We start from the raw sequence: 20,434 nt of genomic DNA, 5'->3' as shown, positions 1-20,434 counted from the left end.
ATTAGGAAATTTATCTAAATCTATTGTTTATTGATGAAGGGATTTTCAATCTAAAAAAGACTTCCATTTTATTAACACTTGTTCGTAACACCTATCCAGTTTCACCCACATAATATACTACTGTCGTTCAATAAAGTTTGAGGAGGATTATACCTTATGAATAAAACGCCAATTGTTCTCCATGATGAGCCTTTTGTAGCCCAGTATGAACAAATAATTACACCAGCAGAATGCCAAGAGTTAATCGAGCTATCTAAAAAGCACATCCAACCCGCACAAGCCTATGGACATACAGGGGAACGGAAATCAGATTTTACTTGGCTTCCACACTATTCACATGGGCTTGTTAGTAAAGTATCTGAACTTATTGCTACTGCTATGCCCTTGCCGCTTAATCACGCTGAGCCATTACAAGCAGCGAGATATGAAGTTGGAGGGAAATTTGATGCCCATATTGATTGTTATGGTACCTGGCACGAAGGTGGGAGGAACCAAGTTAAACAAGGGGGACAACGACTTTATACAGCTATTCTTTATTTGAATACAGTTGATGCAGGTGGAGAAACTTTTTTTCCCTCTCTGGATCTTACAATTACTCCAAGTGAAGGGAAATTATTAGTTTTTGAAAATTGTAAAAGAGGGACAGATGAACCGCATCCACTTTCATTGCATGAAGGTTGCGCAGTACATGAAGGAGAAAAATGGATTGCTACATTATGGTTTCGTGAAAAACCACAATATTAAAAATTCATTATTGGGTTTTTGAGAGGAATGAAAATTCTTATTTATTCTTGTTTATGTACAGGTTTTTTCTGTTGGACAGTGCTCTAAGACTGATCTCTAGATAAGAGTCTTATCTTTTACATCGTATAAATATATAACGGTTGTCTTTGGTAACGAGTTGGTTGTACTCGCAAAGCAATAATATGGTATAGTGAAACGAGGCTGTTTTTTCCGTCTCGTTTTTTAAATGCTTCCTAATAGGTAGAAAGCATTCAAATGGAAAGGAAGACATTACATGCGATCAGAAGTAATTGTAAAGATAAAACCGAAATTTATAAAAGAAATTAAAAGTGGCTACCCGCTTATTTTAAAAGATGCAATTCAAAACTTAAATGATATACGAGAAGAGGGAACTATCATCAAAATTGTTGATGAGCAGAACCAATTTCTTGGAAAAGGCTACTATGGCAAGCAGAATAAGGGATACGGCTGGATTTTAACAAGAAAAGAACAAGAGCACATTGACCAAGCTTTCTTTGAAAGAAAAATCAAATCAGCGTTACATAAGAGAAAAGGTTTTTACAAATCGAATGATACAACAGCATTTCGTGTTGTAAACGGTGAAGGTGATGGTCTTGGTGGTTTAATCATTGATTATTACGATGGTTATTATGTAATCAGCTGGTATAGCGAAGGGGTTTATTCCTTTAAAAACGAAATCGTTGGAGCTCTTCAGAAAGTAGCAAACTTCAAAGGAATCTATCAGAAGAAGCGCTTTGATACAAAAGGAAAATATATTGAAGACGATGATTTTGTTGCTGGAGAACGAGGTGAGTTCCCAATCATCGTAAAAGAGAACGGTGTAAACTTTGCGGTGTATTTAAATGACGGAGCAATGGTAGGTGTATTTTTAGATCAGCGCAACGTTCGAAAACAAATTCGTGACACATATGCAAAAGGAAAAACAGTATTAAATATGTTCTCTTATACAGGAGCGTTTTCTGTATTCGCAGCACTTGGCGGAGCGACAAAAACAACAAGCGTTGACCTTGCGAATCGTAGCTTAAGTAAAACAATTGAGCAATTTAGCGTAAATGGCATTGACTATGAAGCGCAAGATATTATCGTAGAGGATGTATTCCATTACTTTAAATACGCAGCGAAGAAACAAATGAAGTTTGACATGGTTGTGCTAGATCCACCAAGCTTTGCACGCTCTAAAAAGTATACATTTAGTGCAGCGAAAGATTACAAAAACCTATTAAAAGAAACAATCACCATTACAGAAAATAACGGTATTATCGTTGCTTCCACAAATTGTAGTACGTTCGATATGAAAAAGTTTAAAGGCTTTATCGACACAGCCTTTAAAGAAATGAATGGTAAATATAAAATATTAGAAGAACATTCCTTGCCAGAAGATTTCCGTACGATTGATCAATTTAAAGAAGGTAATTACTTAAAAGTAGTTTTTATCGAAAAAATTAAAGGTTAGTGCAAAGAAAAATGAGCTCAATTTTACATGAGCTCATTTTTTTTATTAAATAATATTTTGCACTCTGCCAACCTGTCCATCTTGCAATCGTACTTTAATGCCGTGTGGATGAGATGGTGAATTCGTTAAAATATCTTTGACAATTCCTCTTGTTAGCTTCCCAGTTCGTTGATCTTGCTTTAACACAATATCAACTTCAAGGCCTGGTGAAATATTAGATCGTTTTTGTCCGTTCATTTACACACCTGTACGTCTACGTTGGTTATTTGGCTTTTTTGTTTGCTGGTTTTGTAATTTTTTTGTTGCTTGATTTTGGTTTTTCGCATTTGCGCCATTTCCATTCCCTTGCTTTTTCTTTGCAAGTTGTTCGCGCATTAAATCAGCTAAGCTTACTTTTTTATTTTCTGACATGGTAAGTCTCCTTTATATTAAGTTAATTATAAACAATAGTAGTGAACTTCATCATAACATTGTTGTGAAAAGAAATGAAGTCAGATTGAATTTTCATATAATTCTTTTCACCTTTATTGACTTCAGTTACAATTGAATTGTTAATGTTTGTAAAAAGGGGATAGAAGCATGTCAAATCATATTTTATTAGTAGAAGATGACATTTCCATTCAAGAGATGGTTGAAACATATTTATTAAAAGAGGGCTTTCAAATAACAATCGCATCCGATGGAGAAGAAGGAGTTCTCGCGTTTCTAAAAGGCTCGTTTGATTTAATCATTCTCGATATCATGATGCCAAAGTTAGACGGTTTAGAGGTTGTGAGAATCATTCGAGAAAAAAGTGCTGTTCCCATTCTAATGATGTCTGCAAAGGATACGGATGTAGACAAGGCGATCGGTTTAGGTCTTGGAGCAGATGACTACATTTGTAAGCCGTTCTCTATGATTGAATTGGCAGCCCGGGTAAAGGCAGGGATTAGAAGATCGACAAAGTATTCAGCCACGGAGCAGAAGGAAGAAATGATTGAGATTGGTGATTTGAAAATTGATCCGATCAACTTCACTGTGCAAAAAAAAGAAAAACAACTAAAACTTACTTTGAAAGAGTTTGAGATTTTAAAACTATTTGTAAAGAATCAAAAGCGTGTATTTACAAAAGCACAAATTTATAATCTGATTTGGAATGAAGAATATTATGGTGATGATAATGTGATTAATGTTCATATGCGACGTTTACGTGAAAAGATTGAAGATGATCCATCTAATCCGGAATATATTAAAACACTATGGGGCATTGGCTATAAGCTGGAAGTGATGTAGTATGACAGCTCTTTTAATGATTGTTATCTGTGTATTATTGGGCGTTATTTATTTTCAATATAGAATTGGGAAAAGTAAGAGTGCAAATGTACACTATACATATGAAAAGTTACAGGATATTGTAAAGCAACAAACAGGTGAAAAGCTATTGGTTATGACGGATGATCAAGAATTACAAAAATTATTAGTAGCAATTAATTATTTGTTAGATGCGAAACAGAAAACGAATGCAGATCATGCGAAGGTTGAAATTTCAATGAGAAAGATGTTATCTAACATCTCACATGATTTAAAAACGCCGCTTACTGTTATTCTTGGATATACAGAAATGTTAAATGTAGATGAAACGATGAACGAAGAAGAACGACAAGTTTTGCTAGAAAAAGTGCATTTGAAAACGCTAGAAGTAATGGAACTTATTCATAAGTTTTTTGATTTAGCAAAGTTGGAATCTGGTGATAAAGCAATCGAAATGACAAAGGTGAATATGAATGAAGTGTGCCGAGAGAAAATTTTATCCTTTTATGATTTAGTAACGACGAAAGGGTTTGAGGTACGGATTGATATACCAGAGAAGAATGTGTATGCACTTGGAAATGCTGAAGTATTAGGCCGAGTGTTAAATAATTTAATATCCAATGCGATTGCGTATGGATATGACGGAAAAACGCTTGGTATGACATTAAGAGAAGATGATAGGTGCGTGTATGTTGAAGTATGGGACCGCGGGAAAGGAATTGATGAATCTCATATTGATAAAGTATTTGAACGTATGTATACGCTAGAAGATTCAAGAAATCGATTATATCAAGGGAGCGGTCTTGGACTCACCATCACAAAGCGACTTGTAGAATCGTTAGGCGGAGAAATTCATCTTTCCAGTAAGCCATATGAGAAAACAGTATTTACAATTGTGCTGAAAAAGATCGAATTTTAGCTTGTAGAAAAGAGGATTCTACAAGCTTTTTTGACTTAAGGAATTTGTAAGGAATGGGTAAGAAAAAAGAGACTTTCATTGACTATGATATACATATAAAGATGTGGCGAAAGGGGAAAATGATATGTCATATATATTAAAAACAAATGGGCTAACAAAAGTATTTCAAGGAAAAGAAGTAATTTCAGGGGTTAATATGCATGTGAAAAAAGGAGAAATCTACGGCTTTTTAGGACCGAATGGTGCTGGTAAAACAACGATTATGAAAATGATTACTAATTTAATAAAACCGACGAGCGGAGATATTGAAATTTTTGGTGAGAAATTAACAGATACTTCTTATGAAGTGTTAAAACGAATGGGGACGATTATTGAATATCCTATTTTCTATGAAAAATTAACAGCTCAGGAAAATTTATATCTTCATTGCGAATATATGGGTTACTACGATAAGAAGGGAATTGAGCACGCATTAGACCTTGTTAATTTACACAACGTGGAGAATAAAAAAGTAAAAGATTTTTCACTGGGGATGAAACAAAGATTAGGAATTGCCAGAGCGATTCTGACAAAGCCAGAGCTATTAATTTTAGACGAACCAATCAACGGTTTAGATCCAATTGGTATTAGAGAACTGCGCGACCTATTTAAAATGCTTTGCAAAGAATATGGAATTACCTTGTTAATCTCTAGCCATATTTTAGGAGAAATGGAGCAAATGGCGGATACGATTGGCGTAATTCAAAATGGGAAATTGATGAAAGAAGTTTCAATGAAAAGTATTAATGGTAAACAAACGGAGTATATTGAAATTCACGTTCAAGATGTGAAACGAGCGGCTTATGTTTTAGAAAATAAACTCAGCATAACAAACTACAAGATTATGAGTGAGAGTATCATTCGCGTGTATGAAATGACAGAAATGCAGCAGGCAATTTCGAAAACATTGATCATGAATGATGTGGAAATTGAAAGCATAAACAAAAAGCATAGTTCATTAGAAGAGTATTTCTTAAACCTTGTGAATGGAGAGGGAATCCATGCTTAAACTTATGAAACTAGAATGGAAAAAACATCGCTTATCTCGTTATTTTAAAGGAATCGCAATTTGTATTGTATCAATTTTCGTTGCTACTGCTCTTATGGCATGGGGTTCTAAAGCTGAGGGTGAGCAAATGTTTTCAGATTATGCGGGATTTATGTCTTTAACAAATATTTTTATTAGAACAACATTTATGATTTTTTCAGCTGTCATTTTATCGCGTTTAGTAATTGATGAATACAAAAGTAAAACGATGCAATTATTGTTTAGCTATCCATTAGAGCGAAAAAAAATAATGCAAGCTAAGTTAGCGATTACCTTTGGATTTTGTTTTTTTACCATAATTCTTTCTACGTGTATCATCAATATATTAATTTTCTTTTTAAACCCAATTATAGTTTTTTTTGAAACACCTGTTACTATGGCACAAATTATTGCTACCATTCCAGCTACTTTTCTTACTGCATTTATGATGGCTGGAATTAGTTTAGTTCCTTTATATTTTGGCATGAGAAAAAAGTCAACTCCTACAACGATCACCTCGTCTATAGTAATTGGATTATTGATTAACTCAACTGTTACTAATGGGGAAGGACAGATTAGTTTGTTTGACTTCATTGTAGTACCGATTGCACTTTGTCTACTAGGTCTTACAATTGGTTATCTGTCTTATCATAAAGTGAATAAAATGGATGTGGCTTAAATACAGATACAATCTTGAATGAGATGTAGATTTAAAATGAACTGGAGAGTAAAAAATGAAGAAAACGATGTTAGCTTCTATTTTAATAGTTCTAGTTGCAGGAGTAGTTTTTAGTCTCAAGGAAGTAGGGATAAAGAGTTTTGAAAAAGAAACTTCTTTTACAGTAGATAAAGTAGAAGAAATAGGAGTAAATAACGAAAATTGGGATGTTGAATTCAAAAGTACGGAATCAAGCAAAGTAACAATTGTAGCTGATGGAAAACAGGAAGATAAGAAGAATGATCCTGTAACAATGAAAAAGGATGGAAAGAAAATTGTCGTGAATCAGAAAGAGCAAAAGGAAGGTTTTGCGGGAGGATTCAGTTTTGGAAAGAAAGGTACTATTTATATTTCCATCCCCAAAAATGGAGTAGATACGATTACATTGAATAATAGTTCTGGTGATATAAAAATGAATGATGTAACGACTAAAAATATTGTATTTTCAAGCGGATCTGGTGATGAAAAGATTGAGGGACTCTCAGCAAAAAAAGGTAATTTTACATCAAAAAGTGGGGAGCTAAGTTTGAAAAATAGTTCGTTACAGGAACTATCTGTAGCCTCTACTACCGGTGATAACTACCTTACAAATGTAAGGACCCCTAAGATAAAAGTTACTTCAACAGATGGTGAAGTATTGATTAAAGAAACAATAGAAGGAAAGTCATTACTTGTAGAAACAAAATCAGGAGATATTGGTGTGTCTTATAAAGAAGCTCCAACTTCATTACAGCTTGCTGCTAACAGCGACTCATCCGATATAGTAGTGAGTTTAAATGGATTTAAGAAAAGAACGAATACGGAAAAAACAAAAGAAGGTGTAATCGGTGATGCATCAAATAAGGCGGAGCTTTTAAGCGAGAAAGGCACTATATATATCAAATAATAATCAGAAGAGGTGAATATATCATGCGAAAAAAATCAACTCGTTCCGTCAGTGACATATTTGCTATGCTGTTTTTTTACTGTACGACGGGACTATTAAGCGTTATTGTTGTTCCAGTTTTGGCAACGATTGCGTACGGTTTCGGCTTTTGTACTGTACTTATATTGATTGCAGGTATTATTCGTTCTTTTGGAGCTACATGGGTACAAATGGATATTGGACCTGGTTTATCAATCCCTCAGGAGTGGAGTATGGTTTGGGCTCTGATTATAGGTGGAATCGTGGGAAGTATCGCCTATTTTAGTTGGAAGTATCTCCGTATTTATTTGAACTTTCTATCTAGAAGTTATCGTAAAGTATTACCAGTTAATGAACAATAAAATCGAACAGGAGGATTTATTCACTATAACATATGAACTAGGGGGGATAACATGCTGCAACTTATAAAGCTAGAAATGAAGAAATGTAAGCTTGGGTGGTATATGAAAGGTGCGATTATTGCAAATGTAGTGATGGTTGCGATGTTGTTTTTTGTAAGCTATGTGTCACAAATTGAAGGGGATGTAGAATTAGGAAATCCTCAAGGTATTCTTTTAATGGCGAGTGCAATGGTGAGAGGAACATTTATTGTCTTTGCAGGAGTATTAATTGCAAAATTAGTAATTGAAGAATATAAAAACAAAACAATATTGCTCATGTTTTCGTATCCGATTAGTCGAAAAAAAATCATTGCAAGTAAGTTATTAATTACCGCAATATTAACATTCATAACAGTCTTACTATCTAACATTTTTATAGTAAGTGTCTTCTTTACATTAAATAGTTTTATGCTAGTTATTCCGAATACAATAACGATAGGTGAGTTAATTCAAGAAAGTATAAAAGCAATTCCTTTTGCTGTTGCAGCTGCAGGAGCAGGTTTAATTCCATTATATTTCGGTATGCGCAAATATTCTGTTCCAACAACGATTGTGTCGTCCTTAATTGTTGTGATGATTGCATGTCAAAGTCAGCCGGAGTTCTCATTAGCAACCTTTCTCCCGCTTCAATTCGCGCTTGCGGCTATTGGCATTGTGATTGCTTATTATGGAATTAGAAATATTGAGAACGAAGATGCACTATAAAGTTTCACATGAAACAAGTTACATAAAAAGACAAGGTGCTCAGCCACCTTGTCTTTTTATGTCATTACATTTTTGGAGTTTCCATTCCTGCAGCGGCCCATTCTTCTTTAGCTGGCCCATAAATACCTGGGACTTTTAATCCAGCTTGGCGCATTAAAACAGTCATTTGACCGCGGTGGTGATTTTGATGATTAATGAGAGTCATCAAAAAAATAGAGTTTGGCATTGGACGCCCAAAGAAATCATTAATTGTTGTTAAATCTTTATCAGTCCACTCTGTTTGGATTGCCTCTACAAAAGCCGTGTTTACTTTACGGTAACCTTCCGAAATTGCCTTCGCGGAAGTCGGTATAGGATAATCTTTTGCTTCTCCCTCAAATTGTAAGCCTGTTCCGGATAGCATGACTGGAATCGCAGTGACGATATGCCAAGCAACTCTACCTAAAGTCCAATGCCCAGGTGCAATCTCTTGTGCTAAAGATTCATCAGTTAATGCATCCAATACCTTTTGCGTAGAATCAGCCTCATATTTCCATGTTTTTAAAAAGCCTTCAATTGTTTGGTACATGTTATCCCCCCTATGGTTCCATTCATAGGGTAAATTCGTGAAAGGATTCGTTTTTCCTTCTCCTATTTAATTTTCAATCCATACTACAATATGTTTGGGAATATGTAAATTAGGGGGAATCTTCATTGTACTTCGTATATTAAGTGGGTAGAGAATGAGGCACAGAGTGGTGATGAAGTAAAAGAAGTATCTTTTATATAATATACTATGAGCGTATTATATTTGTTTTATAAAGCGTATGTTAATTTATGCCGCACTGAAATTTGCCATGACATAAAAAACGCAAGCTTCTAAATAAAAGAAGCTTGCATTTTTCAACTAACTTTCTTCCCGCTTTTTCTCATTAACCACAAGAAATAAGGAGCACCAAGGACAGCGACTACTAGCCCAGAAGGAATCTCTTTCGGATAGACAATGGTTCGTCCAAGTAAGTCAGCGATGCAAAGAAGGATAGCTCCAAATAGCGCTGAACAAACAAATAATTTTTGATGATTCATCCCGACAACGATGCGCGCTAAGTGCGGTGCAACGAGTCCTAAGAAAGCGATTGTACCAACGGCAGCAATGTTCACTGAGGCGAGCAACGTTGCTAGGATAATAAGTGCGAAACGTGTTTTGTCTACACGTTGTCCAAGTCCTGTTGCTAAGTCATCTCCAAGTATGAGAACATCAAGCTGTTTCATTAAGAAGAATATCGTTGGTACGAGAATAAGAGAGGGATATAAAATTATATTTTCTAAGTGATTCCACCCTCTTGCATAGGTACTGCCTGATAACCAAGTTAATGCAGCAGCTACGTTCAAGTTTGCCCTCACGATAAAGATTTGAATAATGGCAGAACCGAGTGCTGATACGCCGATTCCAATTAATGCAAGGGCTGTTGGGTTAAGTCCTGACTTCCATGAAAAGAAGAGGACAACTCCAACTGCAAATAGTCCACCAATGAATGCACCGATTGGTAAGAAAACTCCTGGAAGTGCAGGGAAGACATACATAATTGTTAAAGCACCGACACCTGCTCCAGATGAAATACCAATGATAGATGGATCCGCAAGCGGATTTCGTAGTATTCCTTGAAAGACTAGTCCGCTTATGGCAAGGCATGCTCCGGCAACAGCAGCGACGAGCATCCTTGGTAAACGAAGGTTCATCATCATATTTTTATCAAATTGGGTCAGCTGCCCTGTTATTACATTGATTATGTTTTCGATATAAGCATTACTGCCAAGTGTAACACCAAGTGCAACGGTTACAATACAAAGAACGATCGAAATGCAGATGACTTTTTTATAAGAGAAATATTTTGAGCTAGCACCGGCTGCGTTTGCTCCATTATCGCTCATATATTGTTTTGATTTCATCATGCGATAAACTAAGTAAATAAGCCACGGTGAACCAATTATTGCAGTAACAGCACCTACAGGAAGTTCAGCACCAGTTGGGTCTATTAATCTACCAACGACATCTGCTCCAAGTAATAAAATAGCTCCCCATAAGAAAGAGGAGAGAAGCAACGGGAGATGTTGTCGATAGCCAATCAGACGCATTAGATGCGGTGCAACTAAGCCAACAAAACCAATTGGTCCAACAACTGTTACAACGACTGCTGTTAAAAAAATAGCTGCAATAAAAGCGATAAAACGCGTTACTTCTGTTTTTTCTCCAAGTGAAACAGCAACATCATCACCTAAAAGAAGCACATTTAGTTTACGTGACATAAACAGTACAACCAAAAAGGCACAAACAACAAATGGCACCGCAAATTGAACACCATCCCAGTTATTTTGTACAAGTGATCCTGCCCCCCATAAGAATAGACCAGCTGTTTCGTTTTCATAAAAAAGTTGCATTGTTCCGGTAAAGGCAGAAAGCATTAGTGTCACAACCATACCGGCTAATGCCATGCGTAGGGGGGTTCCTTTTTTACCACCAGAAATACGATATACGAACAAAGCCGTTATCGCTCCTCCGATAAATGTAAAAAGGAGAGAGTGTACTTGTAAGTATTTCGGTAAAAAAATAGTGGCGGCGACTAGAAAGAAATACGCCCCTGAATGGATCCCCATTGTACTTGCTTCAGCCAGTGGATTTTTCGTTAAAGTTTGTAAAATAACCCCTGATACAGCTAGAGCACCACCAGCTAAAATAGCAATGGCAGCCCGTGGCAACCGCAGCATAATTAATGTTTGATGCTCAAGAGATTGATTTGGAGAAAAGAGAGCATCCATAATCATACTGTAAGAAATATTTGCTTGTCCTTGTCCGATATGAATAAAGAAAAGGAGGAGCAAGAGAGCTGCTCCTCCTCCGAATACAAGACTTGCTCGAAGTGTATGCTGTAAGTTATTCATTATGCAATCACTTCTTCGCTGTCATTACATCTGCAACTTGTTTTGCTAATGATTTTGCAGATTCAGGGCCACCGAAAATCCAAGTGTCACCTTTTAATTTATACATTTTATTTTCTTTTTTGAATTTCAATTCTTCCCATGCTGGGTTCCCTTTTAGCTGTTTATCGAAAATGTTATCGTCATCAGCTACGATGTATAAGAAGTTTGCATCTTGTACACCTTGTAGTGCTTCTACAGTTGTTTGTTTGAAGCCGTCTGGTTCAGATTTACCAGGTTCAAATGCATTTGTTAAACCTAACTTTTTCGTAATTTGTACCGCTGTAGAATTGTCTGTTAACAGACGGAATGTTGGAACATTTTTTGCTGTAAAGGATTGTGTCATTACGATGTTTTTATCTTTTAAGTTTGCTTTATCAATTTTTGCTTTTGCGTCAGCAAATGTTTTGTCCATATCTGCTAATACTTTTTTACCTTGCTCTTCTTTTCCAACTGCTTTTGCGATTTGCTTAAATGTTTCTGTCATTTCTGCAAAATGATCGTTATTGCTTGTTGATGGGTCAAACATAATTGTTGGTGCAATTTGTTCTAACTCATTTTTAATCGCTTTACTACGGAATGAAGCTGTAATAATTAAATCCGGTTTTAAGCGGTTAATTTCTTCTAAGTTTGGTTGTTGACGTGTACCTACATCTACCACATCTTTATTTGGTTTTGTTTCTGTGTTTACCAATTTATTATAGTTCTTAATATCAGCCATCCCGACAGGTTGAACGCCAAGTGCTAATAAATCTTCTGCATATACCCACTCAAGCACAACAACTTTTTTTGCTGGTTTATCTAACTTTGTTTCACCTTCAGCGTGTTTAATTGTAATCGCTTGTTTTTTGTCATCTGTTTTTGTTTCCTTTTTCTCTTCTTTTTGCTGTCCGCATCCGACAACGAATAGAAGAATAACCATAAGAATGCTAACGACTTTTTTCATTTTTTTCCCCCAAAGAAAGTATTTTACGATGCGATAACCTGTGTAATTGAAAAAGATTATCACTATCAACACGGAAATCATACTATGAGGGGTTTAGAAGTGTCAATCTTTTTCTTTCTATTCTGACAAAAAATACTCTTTAGAACATTAGGGTATATCTTTTTTGCTATAAAGCTTTTAAAATATGAATTTCTAAGAAAAACAGGAGAAGTATAAGGAATGGAACGACATTATTCTGTGTGTTGTGGAATAGTCGATCAAAAGTCAGAATATTATGATTGTAACGCAATTATGACTGTAATATAATGAAAACAATCATCATGAATGGACATTCATTTTATTCGTGTAAGAACAGGAAGGAGGAATGAGGATGGAAAAACCTTGGTTACAAATTTATCCAGAGGAAATTCCACACACAATTTCTTACGATATTAGGCCGCTCCATGTATATTTACAAGAGATGTCTTCTCGGTATCCAGAAAAGAAAGCGCTTCATTTTTTAGGGAAGGATATTACATTTTCAGAGCTGAGTCGTAAGGTGAATCAATTTGCAAATTATCTTCGTAAGCTTGGTGTGAAAAAAGGTGACCGAGTTGCGATTATGTTACCAAATTGCCCGCAAGCTGTGATTGGATATTATGGTACGTTACTTATAGGTGGTATAGTGGTACAAACAAATCCCCTGTATACGGAGAGGGAGTTAGAATATCAACTCCATGATTCTGGAGCGAAGGTTATTCTTTGTGTTGACCTAGTCTTTCCGAAAGTCACCAATGTTCAGTCTGCTACAAAGGTGGAGCACGTTATTGTAACCCGCATTGCAGATTTTTTACCGTTTCCCAAAAACTTACTTTATCCCTTCGTACAAAAGAAGCAAACGAATCTTGTTGTGAAAGTAAAGGAAAGTGATACGATTCATGTTTGGAAATCGATAGAAAAAGAAAGTGATGAAATGGTAGAAGTGCCGTGTGACCCTGAAAGTGATTTAGCACTCTTACAATATACGGGAGGTACGACAGGTTTTCCGAAAGGAGTTATGTTAACGCATAAAAATCTTGTATCAAATACACTGATGGGCGTGCATTGGTTATATAACTGTATAGAGGGAGAAGAAGTTATTCTTGGTGTCCTTCCGTTTTTCCATGTGTATGGGATGACAGCTGTAATGAATTTAGCCATTATGCAAGGGTATAAAATGGTGCTAGTTCCGAAGTTTGATATGAAAATGGTGTTTGAAGCAATTAAAAAACATAAGGTTACACTATTTCCAGGGGCTCCGACAATTTATATTGCCCTTTTAAATAGCCCACTTCTTAATGAATATGATATTTCTTCCATTCGTGCTTGTATTAGTGGTTCTGCACCGCTTCCAGTAGAAGTGCAAGAGAAATTTGAGAGGGTTACAGGAGGGAAGTTAGTAGAAGGGTATGGACTCACGGAATCATCTCCAGTCACACATGGCAATTTCTTATGGGAGAAGCGTGTACCGGGAAGTATTGGTGTTCCGTGGCCAGATACGGAAGCACGCATTATGTCGCTTGAAACAGGAGAATATTTACCAGCAGGTGAGATTGGTGAAATTGTAGTGAAGGGCCCGCAAGTTATGAAAGGGTACTGGAATAAGCCTGAGGAAACAGCGGCGGTATTACAGGATGGGTGGTTACACACAGGTGACGTTGGCTATATGGACGAAGATGGATTTTTCTATGTGAAGGATCGCAAAAAAGACATGATTGTTGCCAGCGGTTTCAATGTTTATCCGCGAGAAGTGGAAGAAGTATTATATGAGCATGAAAAAGTGCAAGAAGTGATTACGATTGGTGTCCCAGATCCATATCGAGGGGAGACTGTGAAAGCTTTTGTTGTGCTAAAACAAGGGGAAGTTTGTTCTGAAGAAGAGTTAGATCAGTTTGCTCGTAAATATTTGGCTGCTTATAAAGTTCCAAAAGTATATGAGTTTCGAAGTGAGTTACCAAAAACAACAGTAGGAAAGATTTTACGCCGTGTCCTTATAGATGAAGAACAAAAGAAGAAAGAGGGTGAGAAGACGGGCTAAGGCCCTTTCTTTTTTGAAATATAGGATTGACAATTTTTTAAATAGTCAGTATTATTGAGATGTGAATGATTATTCATTCAGTCATTCATCTTCTTGAAGGAGACAGTAAAGTGAAAAAAAATCGACCAAAATATAACCAAATTATAGATGCTGCGGTTATTGTGATTGCAGAAAATGGATACCATCAAGCGCAAGTTTCTAAAATTGCGAAGCAAGCTGGTGTAGCTGATGGAACCATTTATTTATATTTTAAAAATAAAGAAGATATATTAATATCCTTATTTCAAGAGAAGATGGGAGAATTTATAGAAACAATTCGTCAAAAAACAGCAGGAATTGAAAGCGCTGTAGAGAAGTTATTTATGTTGGTAGAAACGCACTTCTTGCTGTTGTCGCAAAATGATCCTCTTGCTATTGTCACGCAACTAGAACTTCGTCAATCCAACCAAGAGTTACGCCTCAAAATAAATGAAGTATTAAAAGGATACTTACAGGTCATCGATGAAATTTTGGAAACGGGTATAAGACAAGGAGAATTTAGGGCGGATTTAAATGTTCGCATAGCAAGGCAAATGATCTTTGGAACAGTAGATGAAGTTGTGACCAATTGGGTAATGAGCGATCATAAATATAATTTGGTCGCACTTTCAAAAACGGTACATGGACTGCTTATTTCAGCTTGTGGTTACCGTCAATAATGGGAGGGATCATGTTGAAATTTCTATCTGTAACAGTAGAAGACTATATCGCGGTGGCGACATTGAATCATCCGCCAGCTAACGCTATGTCTTCACAAGTGATGCATGACGTTACTGAGTTAATTGATCAAGTCGAAAAGGATGAAAATGTCCGCGTTGTTGTTCTTCATGGGGAAGGGCGCTTCTTCTCAGCAGGAGCAGATATTAAAGAGTTTACTTCTGTTGAGGAAGCAAAACAAGCAACGGAGCTAGCACAGCTTGGACAAGTTACGTTTGAGCGTGTTGAAAAGTGCTCAAAACCAGTCATTGCGGCAATTCATGGAGCGGCACTTGGCGGTGGCCTTGAATTCGCTATGTCTTGCCACATGCGCTTTGCAACTGAGAGTGCAAAGCTTGGGTTACCAGAGCTAACGCTTGGACTTATTCCTGGCTTTGCAGGTACACAGCGTCTGCCACGTTATGTTGGCAAAGCAAAGGCTTGTGAAATGATGCTAACAAGTACACCAATTACAGGTGCACAAGCATTAGAATTTGGACTTGTTAACGGCGTGTTTTCAGAAGAAACACTTTTAGAAGAGACTCTCAAAATTGCAAAGCAAATTGCTGGAAAAAGCCCAGCGACAACTCGTGCTGTGTTAGAGTTGTTACAAACAACAAAATCATCTCATTATTATGAAGGTGTGCAGCGTGAGGCACAAATATTTGGTGAAGTGTTTACGAGTGAAGATGGAAGAGAAGGGGTAGCGGCATTCTTAGAAAAACGCAAACCTTCATTTAGTGGTAGGTAGTTCAAATTATTTTTTAACATAAATTAACAGAATATTAAAATTGATAGAATCTTTCTGAAAAACAAGGGGGTAAATGGAATGAACATCTACGTACTCATGAAACGAACATTTGATACAGAAGAGAAAATTGTAATTAAAAACGGTGCAATTTATGATGGCGAAGCGGAATTCATCATCAACCCTTACGATGAATATGCGATTGAAGAAGCGATTCAAGTGAGAGACGCACAAGGTGGGGAAATTACGGTTGTAACAGTTGGCGGCGAAGACAGTGAAAAAGAACTTCGTACTGCGCTAGCGATGGGCTGTGATAAAGCGGTATTAATCAATATTGAAGATGATGTTGAGAATGGTGACCAATTTACAACAGCAAAAGTGCTTGCAGAATATTTAAAAGATAAAGAAGTAGATTTAATTTTAGGTGGAAATGTAGCGATTGATGGTGCATCTGGACAAGTTGGACCACGCGTAGCGGATGCACTAAATATTCCATATGTAACTACAATTACAAAGCTTGAAATTAACGGCACAAGCGTGAAAATTGAGCGCGATGTTGAAGGGGATACGGAAGTGATTGAAACATCGCTACCACTTTTAGTAACAGCGCAACAAGGTTTAAATGAACCGCGTTATCCATCGCTTCCAGGTATTATGAAAGCGAAGAAAAAGCCGCTTGAAGAACTAGAATTAGATGATTTAGATTTAGAGGAAGATGATGTAGAAGCAAAAACAAAAACAATCGAAATCTATTTGCCTCCTAAGAAAGATGCTGGAAAAGTGTTACAAGGCGAGCTGCAAGATCAAGTAAAAGAACTTGTATCGTTGCTCCATACAGAAGCGAAAGTAATCTAATAAAATACGAAATTATATATGCAGGAGGGAAAATCTATGGCTCGTAAAGTATTAGTAATGGGTGAAGTTCGTGACGGATCACTACGTAACGTTTCATTTGAAGCGGTAGCAGCAGCGAAAACAATTGCAGAAGGCGGTGAAGTGGTTGGCCTTCTAATTGGAGAAAGCGTTGCATCATTTGCAAATGAATTGATTCATTACGGTGCAGATCGCGTTGTGACAGTTGAAAATGAAAAGTTAAAATCATATACATCTGATGGCTATGCACAAGCATTTTTAGCTGTGTATGGCGAAGAGAAGCCAGAAGGTATTGTCTTTGGACATACAGCACTTGGCAAAGATTTATCACCAAAGTTAGCTGCTAAACTTGAAGCTGGTCTTGTTTCTGATGTAACTGCATTAGAAGTTACAGGTGGAAATGTTGTCTTCACACGCCCGATTTATTCTGGTAAAGCGTTTGAGAAAAAGATTGTAACAGATGGCATTCTATTTGCGACAGTTCGTCCAAATAACATTAAGCCACTTGAAAAAGATGAAGCGCGTACAGGTGATGTGTCTTCTATTACAGTTGATGTGAAAGATTTACGTACAATCATTCAAGATGTTGTGCGTAAAACAGCAGAGGGTGTAGACCTTTCAGAAGCGAAAGTTATTATTGCTGGCGGACGCGGAGTGAAAAGTGAAGACGGTTTTAAACCGTTAAAAGAATTAGCAGACGTACTAGGTGGCGCTGTTGGGGCATCACGTGGTGCTTGTGATGCAGAGTATTGCGATTACTCATTACAAATTGGACAAACAGGTAAAGTGGTTACGCCAGACTTATATATTGCATGCGGTATTTCTGGTGCGATTCAGCATTTAGCAGGTATGTCTAATTCAAAAGTAATTGTTGCAATTAATAAAGATCCAGAAGCAAGTATTTTCAAAGTAGCTGATTATGGTATTGTTGGCGACTTATTCGAAGTGGTTCCTTTATTAACAGAAGAGTTTAAAAAGTTAAAAGTACATTCTTAATTTGAGTAACCCTTGAGTTCCAAGTGAAATACCCCTATATATAGAAAAGCGAGAGGTCCCCTGCCTCTCGTTTTTTAGCATATACCTTATATTTTTGTATAGTATAAAGGTACATTTTTTTGTTACAATACATAACGATACATAATATTCGCCACGTATATAAGTTAGTGATATACTTTTGGTAGAATACACTTGAAGGAGGAAATAAAATGGCAATTGTAAACGCAACTGACCAAAACTTCGCAGCTGAAACAAGCGAAGGTATTGTATTATTAGATTTCTGGGCACCATGGTGTGGCCCTTGTAAAATGATCGCTCCTGTACTAGAGGAAATCGATGCAGAATTAAGCGATAAAGTAAAAGTCGTAAAAGTAGACGTTGATGAAAACCAAGAAACTGCTCGTCAATTTGAAGTAATGAGCATTCCATCTCTTTTCGTATTAAAAGATGGTAAAGTGGTTGACCAAGCGTTAGGATACAAACCAAAAGAAGCGTTAGTAGAATTAGTTTCTAAACACTTCTAATTTGTAAAGTCCAGCATAAATGCTGGGCTTTTTTTATTGGTTCAAATTACCACCTGAAAATATGACAACGGATACAATATTTATGTTGACACTTATCGTAAGCGCTCTTATAATCAATCTGACGACAATGAAAATCACTATCACTTAAGGGCGTAGGGGGAAGTAATCCATGACATTAAAGTTAAAAGTATTATCTGCAGCAGCAGTAGCATCTCTTCTTTTTGCAGGCTGTGCGAAAGAGGAAACAAAAAAGTCTGAAGCACAAGATAAAAAAACAGAACAATCTGTTAAAAAAGAAGAGACAAAACAACAAGAAGTAGATTTTGTACAAGCTTACAAAGATGGAGTAGCTGAACTTGAAAAAGCGAAAGATGGCAAAGAGGTTGACTTCGATAAAGTAACAAAGTTATATAAAGATAAATTACAATCTCTTGTTCAAAAGTGTGATGGTGAATTTAATGAACAAATCGATCAAACAATTACAGCTGCATTAGAAGCTGGGAAAAAGAAAGAAATGGAACCTATGGTTGTAAAACAACTATTTGATAAATTAATGCAAAAAGAGTTTTTCCAATCGATGCGCCACGAATTTAAAGAAATTGATACAAACTGGGGCAAAAAAGATGTTGTGAAAAAAGAAATGGATGAAGCTCTAGCTTTTTATAAAGGTGTAGAAGGTACAGTTGGGAAACGTGATACGGCATACGGTACACAAATGGCTTCTCAAATTAAAGGCGGCTTTGATGAAATGACAGCTGCAATTGAAAAGGATGACAAACTTGCATTTGCGCTTGGAAAACAAGTTGTAGATAAAACGTTAATGAAAACGTTCTATTTTGCAACAGGTGCAGTGCCGAATGGTTATGCTACAAAAATGGTAGAAGAAGTAAAGAAAGATGAGAAAAAAGCTAAAATTGAACAAGCAGAAGGATGGGCATTTTATCAAGCAATTTATCCGTATATGAAAAAAGCAGCTCCTGAAGATGCAGACTTTATCTTAAAGCAGTTTGATTTAAAAACTGATGTGAAAACAGTTGATGCAAAAGCGGTAAATCAAGCGTTTGTACGTGGATTTGCAAAAGTTGCATTAGGTGAGTATAAAGAAAGCCAGGAGAACTTTGGAAAAGATAAAGGTCCTATTACAGCATTAGAAGGTGCGTTATTCATTAATATCATTGAAAATGATTTGAAAACAGTACTTGGCGAACAGCAAACAGTAGAATTAACAAAAACAGCTCAATCTTATTTAGAAGCAGTAAAAGCGAAGAAGAAAGAAGATGCTGATAAATTGTTACCACAACTTGAGGCTGCGTTAAATAAAGCTGTTGAAGCAGCGAAATAATCTGCTCATACGTATGTCTTTTGGAAGAAACCTTGTCTTGACAGGGTTTCTTCTTTTACATAGTGTGGTAGAGGGTGGTGAAATGAATGAAAGTATTAATTACTGGAGGAGCAGGGTTTATCGGAAGCCATCTTGCTTTGAAATTGTTAGGACAAGGAAAGCAAGTTGTACTACTTGATAACTTCCACTCCTATTATGCAAAATCAAGAAAACAGTTTCAGCTTGAACAAGTGCAGCGATATGGAACTGTCCCATTTTACGAGTGCGATATTTTGCATAAAGAAGATGTGAAAGCTGTTATGCAGCAAGAAAAGGTTGATGCAGTAATTCATCTAGCTGGATTTCCAGGGGTGAGACCGTCGCTGGAGATGCCAGGTGCTTATGTTGATATTAATATAAAAGGGACGAGTAATGTATTAGCATGTGCGGGAGAAGAAAATATAAAACATGTCATCGTGGCATCCTCTTCTTCCGTGTACGGAGAGAAAATGGGAATGCCTTTGCAGGAGGAAATGGCAAATGGTCGAGTTTTATCTCCTTATGCAGCATCAAAATACGGAGCGGAATCGCTTTGTCATGCTTATCAATATATGTATGGGTTTCAACTAAATATTTTGCGTTTCTTTACTGTATATGGTCCATGGGGGCGTCCTGATATGGCAATAGCGAGCTTTATTCGAAAATTGCTAAATGGAGAAGAAATTGTTGTATACGGAAAGGGAACAGGCCGAGATTACACGTACATTGATGATATTACGGAAGGAATTGCTCTTACGTTAGAGTCGAATAAAAGTGATGTGTACAATCTAGGATCGAATGAACCCATTTTAATGACAGAATTACTTGCGCAGTTAGAGAAGCATTTCCCATTGATGCGTGTAAGGAGAGAGGCGCATCGTAAAGGGGATGTGACATCGACATGGGCTGATATTTCAAAGGCGAAAGAACAGCTAGGATATGAGCCGCGTGTATCTTTTGCAGAAGGGTTGGAGCGAACGATTGCTTGGGCGAAACAATATCCGGATACTGTTTAATCTT

At 36.7% G+C, this 20,434-nt stretch carries 22 protein-coding genes; 17 read left to right on the top strand and 5 right to left on the bottom strand.

The window, feature by feature from the left end; genetic code table 11:
* The first annotated feature begins 156 nt into the window (after nucleotides 1-156).
* Both QRY57_RS22350 and QRY57_RS22345 read left to right on the top strand, forming a co-directional pair.
* Nucleotides 157-744: a prolyl hydroxylase family protein gene (locus QRY57_RS22350; RefSeq protein WP_286016127.1), complete on the top strand. Its 588-nt coding sequence runs from the start codon at nucleotides 157-159 to the stop codon at nucleotides 742-744.
* A 274-nt stretch (nucleotides 745-1,018) separates the two neighbouring features.
* A complete protein-coding gene (locus QRY57_RS22345) occupies nucleotides 1,019-2,218 on the top strand; it encodes a class I SAM-dependent rRNA methyltransferase (protein ID WP_026593595.1) in 1,200 nt (399 codons plus the stop codon).
* 45 nt (nucleotides 2,219-2,263) lie between these two features.
* Here the strand turns inward: QRY57_RS22345 and QRY57_RS22340 are convergent, their stop codons facing one another.
* Nucleotides 2,264-2,455, bottom strand: a complete 192-nt coding sequence (locus QRY57_RS22340) for a YwbE family protein (RefSeq protein ID WP_026593594.1) — start codon at nucleotides 2,453-2,455, stop codon at nucleotides 2,264-2,266.
* On the bottom strand, nucleotides 2,456-2,629 hold the full coding sequence (locus QRY57_RS22335) for a hypothetical protein (RefSeq protein WP_090687793.1): 174 nt from the start codon (nucleotides 2,627-2,629) through the stop codon (nucleotides 2,456-2,458).
* 168 nt (nucleotides 2,630-2,797) lie between these two features.
* Between QRY57_RS22335 and QRY57_RS22330 the strand changes: the two genes are divergently transcribed.
* From QRY57_RS22330 to QRY57_RS22300, 7 genes are all read left to right on the top strand, one after another.
* Complete coding sequence (locus QRY57_RS22330; RefSeq protein ID WP_026593593.1) at nucleotides 2,798-3,490, top strand: response regulator transcription factor; 693 nt, start codon at nucleotides 2,798-2,800, stop codon at nucleotides 3,488-3,490.
* Between the two features lies 1 nt (nucleotide 3,491).
* A complete protein-coding gene (locus QRY57_RS22325) occupies nucleotides 3,492-4,427 on the top strand; it encodes a sensor histidine kinase (protein ID WP_286016126.1) in 936 nt (311 codons plus the stop codon).
* Nucleotides 4,428-4,551: 124 nt separating this feature from the next.
* Nucleotides 4,552-5,475, top strand: coding sequence for an ABC transporter ATP-binding protein (locus QRY57_RS22320; RefSeq protein WP_286016125.1), 924 nt, complete (start codon nucleotides 4,552-4,554; stop codon nucleotides 5,473-5,475).
* Complete coding sequence (locus QRY57_RS22315; RefSeq protein WP_286016124.1) at nucleotides 5,468-6,172, top strand: ABC transporter permease; 705 nt, start codon at nucleotides 5,468-5,470, stop codon at nucleotides 6,170-6,172. Before QRY57_RS22320 ends, QRY57_RS22315 begins: the two co-directional genes overlap by 8 nt.
* 55 nt (nucleotides 6,173-6,227) lie before the next feature.
* Entirely contained in the window at nucleotides 6,228-7,097 is an 870-nt protein-coding gene (locus QRY57_RS22310) for a DUF4097 family beta strand repeat-containing protein (protein WP_286016123.1), read from the top strand.
* 23 nt (nucleotides 7,098-7,120) lie between these two features.
* Nucleotides 7,121-7,477: a hypothetical protein gene (locus QRY57_RS22305; RefSeq protein ID WP_208017384.1), complete on the top strand. Its 357-nt coding sequence runs from the start codon at nucleotides 7,121-7,123 to the stop codon at nucleotides 7,475-7,477.
* A gap of 51 nt (nucleotides 7,478-7,528) precedes the next feature.
* Nucleotides 7,529-8,221: an ABC transporter permease gene (locus QRY57_RS22300; RefSeq protein ID WP_286016122.1), complete on the top strand. Its 693-nt coding sequence runs from the start codon at nucleotides 7,529-7,531 to the stop codon at nucleotides 8,219-8,221.
* Between the two features lie 64 nt (nucleotides 8,222-8,285).
* Here the strand turns inward: QRY57_RS22300 and QRY57_RS22295 are convergent, their stop codons facing one another.
* From QRY57_RS22295 to QRY57_RS22285, 3 genes are all read right to left on the bottom strand, one after another.
* Nucleotides 8,286-8,789: a DinB family protein gene (locus QRY57_RS22295; protein ID WP_286016121.1), complete on the bottom strand. Its 504-nt coding sequence runs from the start codon at nucleotides 8,787-8,789 to the stop codon at nucleotides 8,286-8,288.
* A 314-nt stretch (nucleotides 8,790-9,103) separates the two neighbouring features.
* Nucleotides 9,104-11,140: a Fe(3+)-hydroxamate ABC transporter permease FhuB gene (fhuB, locus tag QRY57_RS22290; protein ID WP_286016120.1), complete on the bottom strand. Its 2,037-nt coding sequence runs from the start codon at nucleotides 11,138-11,140 to the stop codon at nucleotides 9,104-9,106.
* 7 nt (nucleotides 11,141-11,147) lie between these two features.
* On the bottom strand, nucleotides 11,148-12,122 hold the full coding sequence (locus tag QRY57_RS22285) for an ABC transporter substrate-binding protein (protein ID WP_026593584.1): 975 nt from the start codon (nucleotides 12,120-12,122) through the stop codon (nucleotides 11,148-11,150).
* A gap of 370 nt (nucleotides 12,123-12,492) precedes the next feature.
* On the opposite strand from QRY57_RS22285, the gene QRY57_RS22280 reads away from it, so the two are divergent.
* From QRY57_RS22280 to QRY57_RS22245, 8 genes are all read left to right on the top strand, one after another.
* Entirely contained in the window at nucleotides 12,493-14,178 is a 1,686-nt protein-coding gene (locus QRY57_RS22280) for a long-chain-fatty-acid--CoA ligase (protein ID WP_286016119.1), read from the top strand.
* A 110-nt stretch (nucleotides 14,179-14,288) separates the two neighbouring features.
* Complete coding sequence (fadR, locus tag QRY57_RS22275) at nucleotides 14,289-14,876, top strand: fatty acid metabolism transcriptional regulator FadR (RefSeq protein ID WP_026593582.1); 588 nt, start codon at nucleotides 14,289-14,291, stop codon at nucleotides 14,874-14,876.
* Between the two features lie 11 nt (nucleotides 14,877-14,887).
* Nucleotides 14,888-15,664, top strand: coding sequence for an enoyl-CoA hydratase (locus tag QRY57_RS22270; protein WP_286016118.1), 777 nt, complete (start codon nucleotides 14,888-14,890; stop codon nucleotides 15,662-15,664).
* Nucleotides 15,665-15,742: 78 nt separating this feature from the next.
* Entirely contained in the window at nucleotides 15,743-16,516 is a 774-nt protein-coding gene (etfB, locus tag QRY57_RS22265; RefSeq protein ID WP_026593580.1) for an electron transfer flavoprotein subunit beta, read from the top strand.
* A gap of 36 nt (nucleotides 16,517-16,552) precedes the next feature.
* A complete protein-coding gene (gene etfA / locus QRY57_RS22260) occupies nucleotides 16,553-17,530 on the top strand; it encodes an electron transfer flavoprotein subunit alpha (RefSeq protein ID WP_286016117.1) in 978 nt (325 codons plus the stop codon).
* 209 nt (nucleotides 17,531-17,739) lie between these two features.
* A complete protein-coding gene (trxA, locus tag QRY57_RS22255; protein ID WP_026593578.1) occupies nucleotides 17,740-18,054 on the top strand; it encodes a thioredoxin in 315 nt (104 codons plus the stop codon).
* Between the two features lie 169 nt (nucleotides 18,055-18,223).
* Nucleotides 18,224-19,396, top strand: coding sequence for a hypothetical protein (locus QRY57_RS22250; RefSeq protein WP_286016116.1), 1,173 nt, complete (start codon nucleotides 18,224-18,226; stop codon nucleotides 19,394-19,396).
* Nucleotides 19,397-19,482: 86 nt separating this feature from the next.
* Nucleotides 19,483-20,430: an SDR family NAD(P)-dependent oxidoreductase gene (locus QRY57_RS22245; RefSeq protein ID WP_286016115.1), complete on the top strand. Its 948-nt coding sequence runs from the start codon at nucleotides 19,483-19,485 to the stop codon at nucleotides 20,428-20,430.
* Nucleotides 20,431-20,434 lie beyond the last annotated feature (4 nt).

Source organism: Bacillus arachidis (assembly GCF_030285945.1).
GTDB lineage: Bacteria > Bacillota > Bacilli > Bacillales > Bacillaceae_G > Bacillus_A > Bacillus_A arachidis.
The sequence above is the reverse complement of the archived record's forward strand: the minus strand, read 5'-3'. Positions and strand labels throughout refer to the sequence as shown.